At 67.8% G+C, this 14510-nt stretch carries 12 protein-coding genes; 6 read left to right on the top strand and 6 right to left on the bottom strand.

Translation table 11 applies throughout. The features are described 5' to 3' along the window. Nucleotides 1-3: 3 nt before the first annotated feature. A complete protein-coding gene (locus BCM27_RS12240) occupies nt 4-390 on the bottom strand; it encodes a hypothetical protein (protein ID WP_004021951.1) in 387 nt (128 codons plus the stop codon). Nucleotides 391-422: 32 nt separating this feature from the next. On the opposite strand from BCM27_RS12240, the gene BCM27_RS12235 reads away from it, so the two are divergent. Beyond that, entirely contained in the window at nt 423-1397 is a 975-nt protein-coding gene (locus BCM27_RS12235) for a quinone oxidoreductase family protein (RefSeq protein WP_033203407.1), read from the top strand. 7 nt (nt 1398-1404) lie between these two features. Here the strand turns inward: BCM27_RS12235 and BCM27_RS12230 are convergent, their stop codons facing one another. Continuing rightward, nucleotides 1405-2400: a heme o synthase gene (locus BCM27_RS12230; RefSeq protein ID WP_004021953.1), complete on the bottom strand. Its 996-nt coding sequence runs from the start codon at nt 2398-2400 to the stop codon at nt 1405-1407. 338 nt (nt 2401-2738) lie between these two features. Here BCM27_RS12230 and tkt point away from each other — a divergent pair, with 338 nt between their 5' ends. The 5 genes from tkt to pgl are packed head-to-tail and all read left to right on the top strand — an operon-like array spanning nt 2739 to nt 9242. Beyond that, a complete protein-coding gene (gene tkt / locus BCM27_RS12225) occupies nt 2739-4817 on the top strand; it encodes a transketolase (RefSeq protein WP_004021954.1) in 2079 nt (692 codons plus the stop codon). Nucleotides 4818-4844: 27 nt separating this feature from the next. Then, a complete protein-coding gene (gene tal, locus BCM27_RS12220; protein WP_004021955.1) occupies nt 4845-5966 on the top strand; it encodes a transaldolase in 1122 nt (373 codons plus the stop codon). Between the two features lie 6 nt (nt 5967-5972). Then, nucleotides 5973-7526, top strand: a complete 1554-nt coding sequence (gene zwf, locus BCM27_RS12215) for a glucose-6-phosphate dehydrogenase (protein ID WP_004021957.1) — start codon at nt 5973-5975, stop codon at nt 7524-7526. A 49-nt stretch (nt 7527-7575) separates the two neighbouring features. Then, on the top strand, nt 7576-8508 hold the full coding sequence (locus BCM27_RS12210; RefSeq protein ID WP_004021958.1) for a glucose-6-phosphate dehydrogenase assembly protein OpcA: 933 nt from the start codon (nt 7576-7578) through the stop codon (nt 8506-8508). Continuing rightward, entirely contained in the window at nt 8505-9242 is a 738-nt protein-coding gene (gene pgl / locus BCM27_RS12205) for a 6-phosphogluconolactonase (RefSeq protein ID WP_004021959.1), read from the top strand. Before BCM27_RS12210 ends, pgl begins: the two co-directional genes overlap by 4 nt. Before the next feature lie 8 nt (nt 9243-9250). Here pgl and ppc read toward each other — a convergent pair whose 3' ends face one another. From ppc to BCM27_RS12185, 4 genes are all read right to left on the bottom strand, one after another. Continuing rightward, entirely contained in the window at nt 9251-12082 is a 2832-nt protein-coding gene (gene ppc / locus BCM27_RS12200) for a phosphoenolpyruvate carboxylase (protein WP_033203410.1), read from the bottom strand. A 45-nt stretch (nt 12083-12127) separates the two neighbouring features. Further along, nucleotides 12128-12364 carry a preprotein translocase subunit SecG gene (gene secG / locus BCM27_RS12195; protein ID WP_010841002.1) on the bottom strand — a complete coding sequence of 79 codons (237 nt, stop codon included), beginning with the start codon at nt 12362-12364 and terminating at the stop codon, nt 12128-12130. A gap of 121 nt (nt 12365-12485) precedes the next feature. Continuing rightward, the gene (tpiA, locus tag BCM27_RS12190) at nt 12486-13274 is read right to left on the bottom strand and encodes a triose-phosphate isomerase (protein WP_004021962.1); all 789 of its coding nucleotides are present in this window, start codon (nt 13272-13274) and stop codon (nt 12486-12488) included. 3 nt (nt 13275-13277) lie between these two features. Then, complete coding sequence (locus BCM27_RS12185; protein WP_004021963.1) at nt 13278-14489, bottom strand: phosphoglycerate kinase; 1212 nt, start codon at nt 14487-14489, stop codon at nt 13278-13280. Between the last annotated feature and the right edge of the window lie 21 nt (nt 14490-14510).

The raw sequence follows: 14510 nt of genomic DNA, 5'->3' as shown, positions 1-14510 counted from the left end.
ACCTCAGAGAATGGCGCGGTTGCGTGCGCGCGGGAACCGCTTCTGCCGCGCGACCCAACCGGCCATCTTGCGGTAGTGCGACGTCGACACCGTCGTCTCCGACGTGAGGTCACGATCCCATTCGGCGATCTCGAGACCGTCGACCGCGTCGACCACTGCCTGCGCCGTGGCGAGGTCGGGAACGACCCGGTCACCGAGGATGCCGTTCGCGTCGCCGACCAGCGTGATACGCACACCGGCGTCGCCGATCGCCTGGAGGACGACCTTCGCGCTCCCACCCTCGCGTGCGACGAACTTGCGTACCGAGGCGACGACCTCGGTGGGTGCCTCGACCTTCTGCTGCGTGCTCGAGTTCTCGTCGGCGGTGGTGTTCGTCATGGGGGTCAGCATACCGGGACGATTTCGGCGTGTAGAACGGTGTCGTGCGAGCTATCCAGGTGACCCGCCACGGCGGACCCGACGTCCTGACCTTCGGCAGCATCGACGACCCCATCCCCGCTCCCGACGAGGTGATCGTCCGGACCGCCGCGGTGGGCGTCAACTTCATCGACACGTATCTGCGCCGCGGCCTGTATCCCTCGACGCCGCCCTACATTCCCGGCACCGAGGGTGCCGGCGTCGTCGTCGCGACCGGCTCGGAGGTGACCTCGCTGCAGGAGGGGCAACGCGTGGCGTGGTGCGCGGCGCCCGGTTCCTATGCCGAGCTCGTCGCGGTCCCGGCGTCGAAGGCAGTGCGGGTGCCCGACGCGGTCGACGACGCGGTGGCCGGCTCGTCGCTGCTGCGCGGCCTCACCGCGCACTACCTCCTGGACGGGAGTGCTCGTCCACAGGCCGGCGATCCGATTCTCGTGCACGCCGGTGGCGGCGGTGTCGGACTGATCCTCACCCAGCTCGCCAAGCGTCGCGGACTGACGGTCATCACGACGGTGTCGTCCGACGAGAAGGAGGAACTCTCCCGGGCGGCGGGCGCCGACCACGTCCTGCGCTACGGCGACAACCTCAGCTCCCGGGTGCGTGAACTGACCGACGGGCGCGGCGTGCCGGTGGTCTACGACGGTGTCGGCGCCGACACCTTCGAGCAGTCGTTGGCGTCGACGGCGATCCGGGGGATCGTCGTGTTGTTCGGGGCGGCAAGCGGTCCGGTGCCCCCGTTCGATCTCCAGCGGCTCAACCCGGCGGGATCACTGTCGGTGACCCGGCCGACGCTGGCCCACTTCACCGACACGGCCGAGGAACTCGACTGGCGAGCCGGTGAGTACTTCGAGGCGATCGTCGACGGCGGCGTGGAGGTGCGCGTCGGTCAGCGGTACCGACTGGCCGACGCGGCGGTCGCGCACGCCGACCTGGAGGCTCGCGTCACGACAGGCACCACGGTGCTGCTGCCGGCCGGGGTGTGAGCCGGTCTCAGAAGTACGACGAGATGGTCTGCAGTCCGACGACCGCGTCGATCGCGAGTCCGCAGAACACGATGGCGAGATACTCGTTGGACTGCAGGAACACCTTCAGCGGAGCGACCTCGGCACCACGCTTGGTGTCGCGGTAGAGCTTGTGCACGCGCTCCAGGAACCAGCCACCGGCAGCCAGGGCGATCACGGTGTAGATCCAGCTGGTCGCCGGGATGAGCAGGAGCGAGCTCACCACGGTGAGCCACGTGTAGATCAGCATCTGCCGGGTGACGCGTTCCTCGGTCGCGATGACCGGGAGCATCGGCACGCCGGCCGCCTTGTAGTCCTCCTTGTAACGCATCGCGAGCGCCCAGGTGTGCGGCGGCGTCCAGAAGAAGATGACGGCGAAGAGCACGATCGGCTGCCAGCTCAGCGAGCCGGTGACCGCGGCCCAGCCGACCAGGGTCGGCATGCATCCGGCGGCACCGCCCCAGACCACGTTCTGCCAGGTGCGGCGCTTGAGGATGAGCGTGTAGACGCCGACGTAGAAGAGGATCGTCGCCGAGACGAGCAGCGCCGAGAGCAGATTGGCGGCGAAGTACAGCACCGCGAACGACGCCGCCCACAGGAGGAGTCCGAAGATGAGGGCGCTGCGGGTCGCGACGGCACGGCGTGCCAGCGGACGCCGGGCGGTGCGCTTCATCTTCTTGTCGATGTCCGCGTCGGCAACCATGTTGAGTGTGTTGGCACTCCCGGCTCCGAGCCAGCCGCCGATCAGCGTGAAAGCGATGACCGCGATGTCGACGTGGCCCCGGTCGGCCTGCAGCATGACCGGGATCGTCGCGACGAGAAGCAACTCGATGACACGCGGCTTGGTCAGTGCGATGTAGGCGAGCACCGTCGCACGCACGCGCCCGGCCCACGACTGATCGGCCGGCGCGACCTCATCGGTCGATACCTGCGGATTCGATGCGGTGTCGGTCGAGTGAGATGCGGCGGAACTGTCCCCGCTCACACGCTCCCCTATCCTCACGAACACTCCTCGTCCGCCCGCACAGACGCCCGCGGGCTACTACAGAGCATGGTAGACGTTTGCCTTTGCGAACCGTGAATCGAGGCGGGGCGACGACGCGAGCGGGCCCACGACCGGCGACGACACCCGAACTCGCCGGTAACCATCGGTCGCCGCGCAGCGTGTCCCCCGCGCCGATTACTCTGGACTCGTACGCGCCGACGATCGTCGGTTGCCCGAATACGGATGGCCCAGTACCCATCGCCCCGAGTACCGATCACCCAGTACAAGACGGACCGAGTACGAATCGCACCGAGCAGGCACAGGAGACAATCAGCATCGTGGCCGACACAGACGAGATCCGCGCATTGACCACCCCCCGTCACCCGGACGACTGGACCGACCTCGACACCCGCGCCGTCGACACCGCCCGGATCCTGGCGGCCGACGCAGTGCAGAAGTGCGGAAGCGGCCACCCCGGCACCGCGATGAGCCTCGCGCCGCTCGCCTACACCTTGTTCCAGCGGGTGATGCGTCACGACCCGACCGACACCGACTGGGCCGGCCGCGACCGCTTCGTGCTCTCATGTGGACATTCGAGCCTCACGCTCTACATCCAGCTCTATCTCGGTGGGTTCGGGCTCGAGCTCTCCGACATCGAGGCGCTGCGGACCTGGGACTCCCTCACACCCGGTCACCCCGAGTTCCGCCATACGCGGGGCGTCGAGATCACCACCGGACCGCTGGGTCAGGGTCTGGCCTCGTCGGTGGGTATGGCGATGGCCGCCCGTCGCGAACGCGGCCTCTTCGACCCCGACGCCGCGCCCGGCAAGAGCCCGTTCGACCACTACATCTATGTCATCGCCTCGGACGGCGACATCGAAGAAGGCGTGACGTCGGAGGCCAGCTCGCTGGCGGGCACCCAGCAGCTCGGCAACCTGATCGTGTTCTACGACCAGAACCAGATCTCGATCGAGGACGACACCGACATCGCCCTCTCGGAAGATGTCGCCAAGCGCTACGAGGCCTACGGGTGGCATGTGCAGACCGTGGAGGGCGGCGAGGACGTCGTCGCCATCGAGGCGGCGATCAAGGCAGCCCAGGAGGTCATCGACCGGCCGTCGATCATCTGTCTGCGCACGATCATCGGCTACCCCGCGCCGAACATGATGAACACCGGCATGGCGCACGGCGCGGCCCTCGGTGAAGACGAGGTCGCGGCGACGAAGAAGGTCCTCGGGTTCGACCCGGAGAAGAACTTCGAGGTCACCGACGAGGTGATCGGCCACACCCGCAAGCTGGTCGACCGCGGCGCGGAGGAGCGCACGGCGTGGACGTCGTCGTTCGACGCCTGGGCGGAGAAGAACCCCGACGCGAAGAAGCTGTTCGACCGGCTCACCGCCCACGAACTGCCCGAGGGTTGGACCGATGTGCTGCCCAGCTGGAACGTGGGCGACAAGGACGTCGCGACCCGCAGCGCGTCGGGCAAGGTCCTCGGCGCCCTCGCGCCCGTGCTGCCCGAGCTGTGGGGCGGCTCGGCCGACCTCGCCGGCTCGAACAACACCACCATGGACGGCGAGCCGTCGTTCGGACCGACGTCGATCAGCACCAAGAAGTGGTCGGCGAACCCGTACGGCCGCACCCTGCACTTCGGCGTCCGTGAGCACGCGATGGGATCGATCCTGTCGGGCATCGCCCTGCACGGTCCGACCCGCGCCTACGGCGGCACCTTCCTGCAGTTCGCCGACTACATGCGTCCCGCGGTCCGCCTCGCGGCACTGATGGAGATCGACCCGATCTACGTCTGGACCCACGACTCGATCGGTCTGGGCGAGGACGGCCCGACCCACCAGCCGATCGAGCACCTGGCCGCGCTGCGGGCGATCCCGAATCTCGACGTCGTGCGTCCCGCCGATGCCAACGAGACCGCCTACGCGTGGCAGCACCTGCTGACCCGCCGCAACCACCCGGTCGGCCTGGCGCTCACCCGCCAGAACATCCCGATCCTCGAGGGCACCTCCGCGCAGGGAGTCGCCAACGGCGGATACGTCCTGAGCGACTCCGAGGGCGACCCCCACGTCGTGCTCATCGGCACCGGCTCCGAGGTCCACCTGGCCGTCGATGCACAGAAGGCGCTGGCGGAGAAGGGAATCAAGGCGCGCGTCGTCTCGATGCCGTGTGTCGAGTGGTTCGACGAGCAGCCGCAGGGCTACCGCGACCACGTGTTGCCGCCGTCGGTTCCGCGCGTGGCGGTCGAAGCCGGCATCGCCATGCCCTGGTACCGCATCGTCGGCGCCGGTGGCGAGATCGTCTCGATCGAGCACTTCGGGGCCTCCGCCGACTACAAGGTGCTGTTCACCAAGTTCGGCATCACCGCCGAGGCCGTGACCGCGGCCGCCGAGCGCGCCGTCGCAGGCTGAGCGCCCACAACCCAAGAGGAGAGAATCGTGACCCAGAACGAGAAGCTCGCCGAACTGTCCGCCGCCGGAGTCTCGGTGTGGCTGGACGACCTGTCCCGGGACCTGATCAGCTCAGGCGATCTCGCGGACCTCATCGCGACCAAGTCGGTCGTCGGGGTGACCACCAACCCGTCGATCTTCCAGGCCGCGCTGTCGAAGGGCAATGCCTACGACGACCAGGTCAACGAACTGGCCGCACGGGGTGCCGACGTCGACGCGACCATCCGCACGGTCACCACCGACGACGTGCGCAACGCCTGTGACGTCCTCGCCCCGACCTTCGAGTCGACCGACGGCGTCGACGGACGCGTGTCGATCGAGGTCGATCCCCGCCTGGCCCACGACACCGACGCGACGGTGGCACAGGCCGTCGAACTGTGGAAGATCGTCGACCGGCCGAACCTGCTCATCAAGATCCCGGCCACCGAGGCCGGGCTCCCCGCGATCAGCAAGGTCATCGCCGAGGGCATCAGCGTGAACGTCACGCTGATCTTCTCGGTCGAGCGCTACGAGAAGGTCATCGAGGCCTACCTCGACGGACTCGACGCCGCGGGCCAGGCCGGTCATGACCTCTCGCGCATCCACTCGGTCGCATCGTTCTTCGTGTCGCGGGTCGACACCGAGATCGACAAGCGGCTCGACGCCATCGGCACCCCGGAGGCGGTCGAGCTGAAGGGCAAGGCGGCACTGGCCAACGCGCGCCTCGCATACTCGGCCTACCAGCAGGTCTTCGAGGTCGAATCCCGCTTCCCCGACCTGCTCGCCAAGGGCGCCCGGCCGCAGCGCGCCCTGTGGGCGTCGACGGGTGTGAAGAACCCCGACTACCCGGACACCCTCTACGTGAGCGAGCTCGTCGCACCCAACACGGTCAACACGATGCCGGGCAAGACGATGGACGCCTTCGCCGATCACGGCTGGGTCAACACCGACTCCATCATCGGTCTCGCCGCGGAGTCGCAGGAGATCTTCGACAAGATCGCCGCGATCGGTGTCGACGTCGTCGACGTCTTCAAGGTTCTCGAAGACGAGGGCGTCAGCAAGTTCGAAGACGCCTGGAACGACCTGCTCAGCGCGACCGCCGAACAACTGTCCGCGGCGAACAAGGGCTGAACCCAGGTGGCGGGAGGCGAGGACTCAACCGGAACCGGTCCGTGGACCAACCCGCTCCGTGACCCCCAGGACAAAAGGCTGCCGCGCATCGCGGGACCGTGCAGCCTGGTCATCTTCGGGGTCACCGGCGATCTGGCACGCAAGAAGTTGATGCCTGCGGTCTACGACCTCGCCAACCGGGGCCTCCTGCCACCGTCCTTCGCCCTGGTCGGTTTCGCCCGGCGCGACTGGACCGACGAGGACTTCAGCGCCGTCGTCCACGACGCCGTCCGCGACCACGCGCGAACCGGATTCCGCGAAGAGGTGTGGGAGCGGCTCGCCGAGGGATTCCGGTTCGTGCAAGGCGCTTTCGACGACGACGCCGCCTTCGACAGGCTGCGCGACACGCTCAAGTCACTCGACGCCGAACGCGGGACCGACGGCAATCATGCGTTCTACCTGTCGATCCCGCCCAAGGCGTTCCCCGAGGTCTGCGAGCAACTCGAGCGCAGCGGGCTCGCCGCCCCCACCGGCGACAGCTGGCGGCGGGTGGTGATCGAGAAGCCCTTCGGTCACGACCTCGAGTCCGCCCGCGAGCTGAACGCGATCGTCAACAACGTCTTCCCGGAGTCGTCGGTGTTCCGGATCGACCACTACCTGGGCAAGGAGACCGTCCAGAACATCCTGGCCCTGCGGTTCGCCAATCAGCTGTTCGACCCGCTGTGGAGTTCGCACTACATCGACCACGTCCAGATCACCATGGCCGAGGACATCGGCCTCGGCGGTCGGGCCGGTTACTACGACGGCATCGGCGCGGCCCGCGACGTCATCCAGAACCACCTGCTCCAGCTCATGGCCCTGATCGCGATGGAGGAGCCGATCTCCTTCGAGCCCAAGCAGTTACAGGCCGAGAAGATCAAGGTTCTCGCCGCGACACGCAACGCCATGCCGATCGACGAGAACACCGCCCGCGGCCAGTACGGCCCCGGTTGGCAGGGCAGCGAGAAGGTGCCGGGCCTCAAGGAGGAGGAGGGTTTCGCGAAGGACTCGACCACCGAGACCTTCGCCGCCATCGCCCTGGAAGTCGACTCCCGCCGCTGGGCGGGCGTGCCGTTCTACCTGCGCACCGGCAAACGGCTGGGGCGGCGGGTCACCGAGATCGCGCTCGTCTTCAAACGCGCGCCGCACCTGCCGTTCGACCAGACCATGACCGAGGAGCTCAGTCAGAACGCGCTGGTGATCCGGGTCCAGCCGGATGAGGGCATCACCCTTCGCTTCGGCTCCAAGGTCCCCGGGTCGAGCATGGAGGTCCGGGACGTCAACATGGACTTCAGCTACGGCACCGCCTTCACCGAGGCGTCCCCGGAGGCCTACGAGCGGCTCATCCTCGACGTCCTGCTGGGTGAACCCTCGCTGTTCCCCGTGAACGAAGAGGTCGAGTTGTCCTGGCGCATCCTCGATCCGGTGCTCGAACACTGGGCCGCGTCGGGGTCGCCCGACACCTACGAGTCCGGGACGTGGGGTCCGCGTTCGGCCGAGGAGATGATGGCCCGGACCGGTCGCGCGTGGCGCCGACCGTGACGAGAAGTCCACACGCCCTCACCGACCGTTCCGTTCAGGAGGCCTCCCGATGATCGTCGAACTGCCCGACACGTCGACCGGAAAAGTCGCGAAGAAGATCATCGAGGTGCGCGCCGCGGGTGGCGCACTGAGCCTCGGGCGCGTGCTCACCCTGGTCGTGTGCGTCGAACTCGGCGAACCGATGGAAGGTGCCATCGAGGCCGCGGTGGGCGCCAGCCGCGAACATCCGAGCCGCGTGATCGTCGTGTATCGCGGTGTGCGCGAGGGTGACTCTCGGCTCGATGCGCAGATCCGCGTGGGCGGGGACGCCGGCGCCTCCGAGGTGGTGGTGCTGTCGCTTCAGGGTGAGCTCGCCGACCACCCGGACAGTGTCGTGACCCCGTTCCTCCTCCCCGACACCCCCGTCGTCACCTGGTGGCCCGGTAAAGGGCCCGAGCGGCCCGCCGACGATCCACTCGGCAAGCTCGGACACCGGCGCATCGTCGACGCCGGCAAGGCCGACGACTCGCTCGCGGTACTCGCCCAGCGGCTCGCGACCTACTCCCCCGGCGACACCGACCTCGCCTGGACTCACGTCACACACTGGCGCGCGATCCTCGCCTCCGCATTCGACCGTCCGCCGCACACCCCGGTCACCGAGGTCCAGGTGACGGGCGCGCAGAACTCGCCGTCGGTGGATCTCCTCGCCGGGTGGTTGCGGTCGACCCTGCGGGTTCCGACGCGACGACGCCGCGGCAGTTTCGAGATCCGGCTCCTCCGTGACGACGGCCCGACCATCCTCGCGGTGGACGAGGAGAACAACGCGGTGCTCTCGATGCCGGGCAAACCCGACGGACGCGTGGCGATGGGCCGACGCGAACTGCCCGCCTGTATCGCCGAAGAATTACGACGACTCGACACCGACGAGGTGTATGTCGAGGCACTCAAGGGAGTGCCCGAGGTCGAGTTCGCAGACGACGCCGAAGGAGTTGCCGCCCGATGACCACCGAGACCCTCGTCTTCGATTCCAAGCAGCAACTGGTCGAGACCGCCGCCACCCGGTTCGTGGACCTCGTCACCCGCGCGCAGGCCGAACGCGGCGTCGCCAGCGTCGTGCTGACCGGTGGCAGCAACGGTATCGGAATCCTCACGGCACTGGCCGCGGACAGCGGCACGATCGACTGGTCCAAGGTCGACATCTACTGGGGCGACGACCGATTCGTCCCCGCCGACGATCCGGAACGCAACTCCGGTCAGGCACGCGAGGCACTCCTCGACAAGGTGCCCGTCGACCCGTCGCGGGTGTTCCCGATGGCACCGTCCGATGGTCCGCTCGGCGACGACATCGAGGCAGCCGCCGCCGACTACGCCGCGATCCTCGCCGGGCGGTCGAGCGACGGGGTGGCACCCGAGTTCGACCTCCACCTGCTCGGCATGGGTGGTGAGGGGCACATCAACTCATTGTTCCCGCACACCGCCGCCACCGCGGAGACCACGAAGTCGGTTGTCGCCGTCGAGGATTCACCGAAACCGCCACCCCGCCGGCTCACCCTGACCCTGCCCGTGGTGAACCGCTCGCGGCAGGTGTGGTTCCTCGTCGCCGGGGCCGACAAGTCCGAGGCCGTCGGCGCCGCCCATCGCGGTGCGGATCCGGCCGACTGGCCCGCCGCGGGCGCCCGCGGCACCGAGGAGACGATCTGGTTCCTCGATGACGCGGCCGCTGCCGAACTGACCTGATTCCCCGGCTAGCCCGAGTTCCGTAGCGCGGTCGCGAGACCGTTCATCGTGAGCTGGATTCCGCGTCGGACGATGGGGGTGTCCTCCCCCGCCCGGAAGCGGCGGAGCAACTCGACCTGCAGCAGGTTCAGCGGTTCGAGGTACGGAAACCTGTTGTACACGGACCGCTTGAGGGCGGCGTTGTCGTGGAGCAGGTCGTCGGTGCCGGTGATCTTCGCGCACATCGCTATCGTGCGTTCGTGTTCGTCGACGATCATGCCGAACACCTTGTCGCGCAACTCCTCGTCGGGGACGAGCTGCGCGTACCGGTGCGCCAGACCCATGTCCGACTTCGCCAGCACCTGGGCCATGTTCGACATGACGGTCCGGAAGAACGGCCACTTCGCGTAGTAGCGGCGCAGGGTCTCCAGGCGGTCCGGGTCGTCGGCGACCCATTCCTCGAACGCCGACCCCGTGCCGTACCAACCAGGCAGCATCACGCGTGACTGCGTCCACGACAGGACCCACGGGATCGCGCGCAGATCGGAGATCTTCTCGGTCTGCTTGCGCGACGCCGGACGGCTGCCGATGTTGAGCGCGCCGATCTCCGACAGCGGCGTCGAGGTGGTGAAGTACTCGACGAAACCCGGTGTCTCGTGCACCAGGCGGCTGTAGGCGGCGCGGGCCTTCGCCGCGATGTCGTCCATGATCTCGTAGGCCGAGTCGGACTCGTCACCGAGGCCCTCGGTGTCCAGGAGCGAGGACTCGATGGTCGCGGCGAGCAGGGTCTCGAGATTGCGCCGCGCCGCGACCGGCTCGGCGTATTTCGCGGCGATGATCTCACCCTGCTCGGTGATGCGCAGCGAGCCCTGGACTGCGCCCGGCGGTTGGGCCAGGATGGCGTCGTAGCTGGGACCGCCGCCACGGCCGACGGTGCCCCCGCGTCCGTGGAACAGCCGCAACCGAATCCCCGACTGCGAGGCCGCGTCGACCAGATCGAGTTCGGCACGGTAGAGCGCCCAGTTGGCGGCCATGTAGCCGCCGTCCTTGTTGGAATCGGAGTAACCGAGCATGATCTCTTGGATCCCGTTTTGGGAGTCCACCATCGCTCGGTAGAACGGGACGTCGAGGACCGCGAGCAGTGTCTGCGCACCCTGCTGGAGATCCTCGATGGTCTCGAAGAGCGGGACCACCCGAACCGTACACCGCGGCGTACCGTCATTTGGGTCGTAGAGGCCGGCCTCCTTGAGGAGGATCAGCGCCTCGAGCATGTCACTCACCGAGGTGCACATGCTGATGATGTAGTTGGGCACCGCCGCCGGCCCGAAGGTCGCAACCGCTCGGGCGGCGGCCCGGACGATACCGAGCTCCTTGGTCGCGAGCTCGCTGAGTTCGGCGTCGGGGCTGGTCAACGGACGACGCGCGCTCAGCTCGGCCGAGAGGATCTCCACTCGCGCGGACTCCTCGAGCGACGCGTAGTCCGGGTGCACCCCCGCCCACGCGAGCAGCTCGGCGACCACTTCCTCGTGCGTGTCGGAGTTCTGCCGCATGTCCAGCCCGGACAGGTGGAAGCCGAAGGTGCGCACGGCTTCCCGGAGTGCGAGCAGCCGATCGTCGGCGATCGGGTCGTCGTTGTTGGCGCGGAGTGCGCCGTCGATCACATCGAGGTCGGCGAGCAGTTCGGCCGCGTCGCCGTACGGTTGTCGCCCATCGATCGACTTCTCCTCGCTGGAGGTGAGGAAGTCGTCGTCGAACATGTCCCGCGCGGTCGCCAGCAGACGGGAGCGGATGGCGCGCAGAGCGAGTCGGAAGGGTTCGTCGGCCCCCGGGTCGTCGGCGTCGGCCCCGGCGAGGTCGAACAGGGTGTCGCTGGCGTCGATGAGCCGGGCCGACATGCTGAGTTCCTGTGCGAGACTCTCGAGTTCGGACAGGTGGTGTCCGACGGCGGCCTGCGCCGCGAGGGTCGTGGCCAGGGTCACCACGTCGGAGTTCACGAACGGATTGCCGTCGCGGTCGCCGCCGATCCACGACCCCATTCGGATCATCGGATCGTCGGCGAGCCCGGCATCGGGGTATGTCGAGCGCAGCGCGGCGCGCACCGCGGTGTTGATCGCCGGCACGACCTCGAAGAACGACGCGTCGTAATACCGCAGACCCGAACGGATCTCGTCCTGGATGGTGAGACGTTCGAGGCGGATGAGGGCGGTCTGCCAGAGCGTCAGGATCTGACGCCGGATGGACTCGGTGACCTCCGCGTCCTCGTCCGGCATCAGCTCGGTGCGGCCGCGGAATCGCATCAGCTCGGTGATGCGGTTCTGGGCCTCGAAGACGGTGCGGCGGCGAGTCTCGGTGGGGTGTGCGGTGATGACCGGGATCACCGCGGCGTCGGACAGGGTCCGACCGACCTCGTCGTCGCCGAGACCGGCATCGGCGAGTTTGCGGTAGGTGGCGGCGAGACTGCTGTCCTGGGGCGGATCGCCGGCTCGGACGTGAATGGCCCGGCGCCGCTCGCGGTGGATGTCCTCGGCCAGATTGGCCAGCAACGCGAAGTGACTGAACGCCCGGATGACCGGGACGGCAGTGGAGACGTCGAGATCGACGAACATGTCGGCGAGCTCGGTCCGGTCGATCTCGTTGCGGCGCACGCGGAACGCGGCCACACGGGCGGATTCGACGAGATCGAACACGTCGCGTCCCGAATGTTCTCGGACGACGTCGCCGAGGATTCCGCCGAGGAGACGAATGTCCTCGCGCAGCGGTTCGGTGAGTGCCCGGCCCTCGTCGTCGACGACGATGTGGTCGACGATGGAGATGGATGGGCGCCAGTCCGGGACTCCCCGTGCGGGGGCGGTTTCACTCATGCCGTCAAGTATCCCGGGACAGCCCGGGCGCGGCATCCCGAGATGCTATCCGGACAGTTTGATGTCGACGCCCACGCCGACGATGAAGATCACCCAGATGAGTCCGACGAAGATGGTCAGCCGGTCGAGGTTGCGTTCGACGACGCTCGAGCCCGACAGGCTGGACTGGACACCGCCGCCGAACAGCGACGACAGACCGCCACCCTTGCCGCGGTGCAGCAGGATGAGCACGATCAGCAACACGCTGGTCACGATCAATCCGATGTCGAGTGCACCTTGCACAGTCACGAGTCGCAACGCCCTTCCGTAAAGCCCCTACATACAGCTGTGGCAGGCCGGCCCGATCGACGAAGTGAATCGACTCGAGGCCAACCTGCCACAGTGTACGCGTGGGTATGACCCGTCAGGGCAAGGGGCCACCCGCGGCGATCGCCGACAGCGTCGCGAACTCGTCGGACTTCAGCGATGCGCCGCCGACCAGAGCGCCGTCGACGTCCGGACGTCCGACGAGGTCGCCGACGTTCTTGGCGTTGACCGATCCGCCGTAGAGGACGCGCACCGACGCCGCGGTCTCGGCGTCGGCGATCTCCACCAGCGCCTCGCGAATGGCCCTGCAGACCTCCTGGGCGTCGTCCGCGCCGGCCACGCGGCCGGTGCCGATCGCCCAGACCGGCTCGTAGGCGATGACGGTCTTGGCGATCTCGGCCGCGGACAGACCGGCGAGCGAGCCCTTGAGCTGCGCCACGTTGTGGGCCACGTGCTCCCCGGCCTCACGGACGTCGAGTCCCTCTCCGATACAGACGATCGGGGTGAGGTCGTGCTTGAGGGCCGCCTTGGTCTTGGCGAGCACGATCTCGTCGGTCTCGCCGTGCAGCGTGCGACGCTCCGAGTGTCCGACGACGACGAACGTGCAGCCCAGCTTGGCGAGGAACGCTCCGCTGATCTCGCCGGTGTAGGCACCCGAATCGTGCTGTGACAGGTCCTGCGCTCCGTAGGTGAGCAGGAGCTTGTCGCCGTCGACGACGGTCTGCACGCTGCGGATGTCGGTGAACGGCGGGATCACTGTGACGTCGACCTTGTCGAAGTACTTCGCCGGAAGGGCGAAGGCGATCTTCTGAACCAGCGCGATGGCCTCGAGGTGGTTGAGGTTCATCTTCCAGTTGCCCGCGATGAGCGGTTTACGAGTTGCCATGGATCAGCTCTCCAGAACCTTCAGTCCGGGGAGTTCCTTGCCCTCGAGGTACTCCAGCGATGCGCCACCTCCGGTGGAGATGTGCGAGAAATCGGAGTCGGGCAGACCCAGGGTGCGCACCGCGGCCGCCGAGTCGCCGCCGCCGACCACGGTGAACGCGCCGTTTCCGGTCGCGCCCGCGATGGCCTCGGCCACACCACGGGTACCGGCCGAGAACTTCTCGAACTCGAACACGCCCGAGGGGCCGTTCCAGAAGATGGTCTTGGCACCCGAGAGGACCGCGGCGAAACGCTTCACCGACTCCGGTCCGATGTCCAGACCCATCCAGCCGTCGGGAATGGCGTCGGAGGCCACCGTGTCCGACTCGGCGTCAGCGGCGAACTTGTCGGCCACCACGACGTCGACGGGCAGGTGGATCACGTCGCCGAACCGCTCCAGCAGGCTCTTGCAGACATCGATCTGATCTTCCTGCAGGAGCGACGTACCGACCGAATGGCCTTGTGCGGCAAGGAACGTGAACGCCATGCCGCCGCCGATGACCAGCGTGTCCACCTTGGGAGCCAAGGCCTCGATGACCCCGAGCTTGTCCGAGACCTTCGACCCGCCGAGGACGACCGCGTAGGGACGGGTCACCTCGTCGGTGAGCTTCGACAGGACGTCGACCTCCGCGGCCACCAGCTCCCCCGCGTAGTGCGGGAGCAGCTTGGCGACGTCGTAGACCGACGCCTGCTTGCGGTGCACCACCCCGAAACCGTCGGAGACGAACGCGCCGTCGTCGCCGACGAGCTCGACGAGCGCCTTGGCGAGCTTCTCGCGTTCGGCGTCGTCCTTGGAGGTCTCCCGCGGATCGAAGCGGATGTTCTCCAGGAGCAGGACGTCACCGTCGGTGAGACCCTCCGCACGGGCGAGCGCGTCGGTTCCGACGACATCACCGGCCAGCTGCACGTTGCGGCCGAGTTCCTCGCCGAGACGGGCGGCGACCGGCGCCAGCGAGAACGCCGGATCCGGCTCACCCTTCGGACGACCCAGGTGCGCGGTGATGATCACCCTGGCACCGGCGTCGATGAGTGCGTTGAGCGTCGGCAGGGACGCGAGGATGCGACCCGGATCGGTGATCGTCGACCCGTCGAGCGGGACGTTGAAATCCGACCGGACCAGCACACCCCTGCCCGAAACACCTTCGTCCAGAAGGTCTTTCAGAGTGGGAACACCCATGAGGCGTTGACTCCTAAGGTC

Origin of the sequence: Gordonia terrae, from assembly GCF_001698225.1 — a bacterium.
In the GTDB taxonomy this organism is placed as follows: domain Bacteria; phylum Actinomycetota; class Actinomycetes; order Mycobacteriales; family Mycobacteriaceae; genus Gordonia; species Gordonia terrae.
The sequence above is the reverse complement of the archived record's forward strand: the minus strand, read 5'-3'. Positions and strand labels throughout refer to the sequence as shown.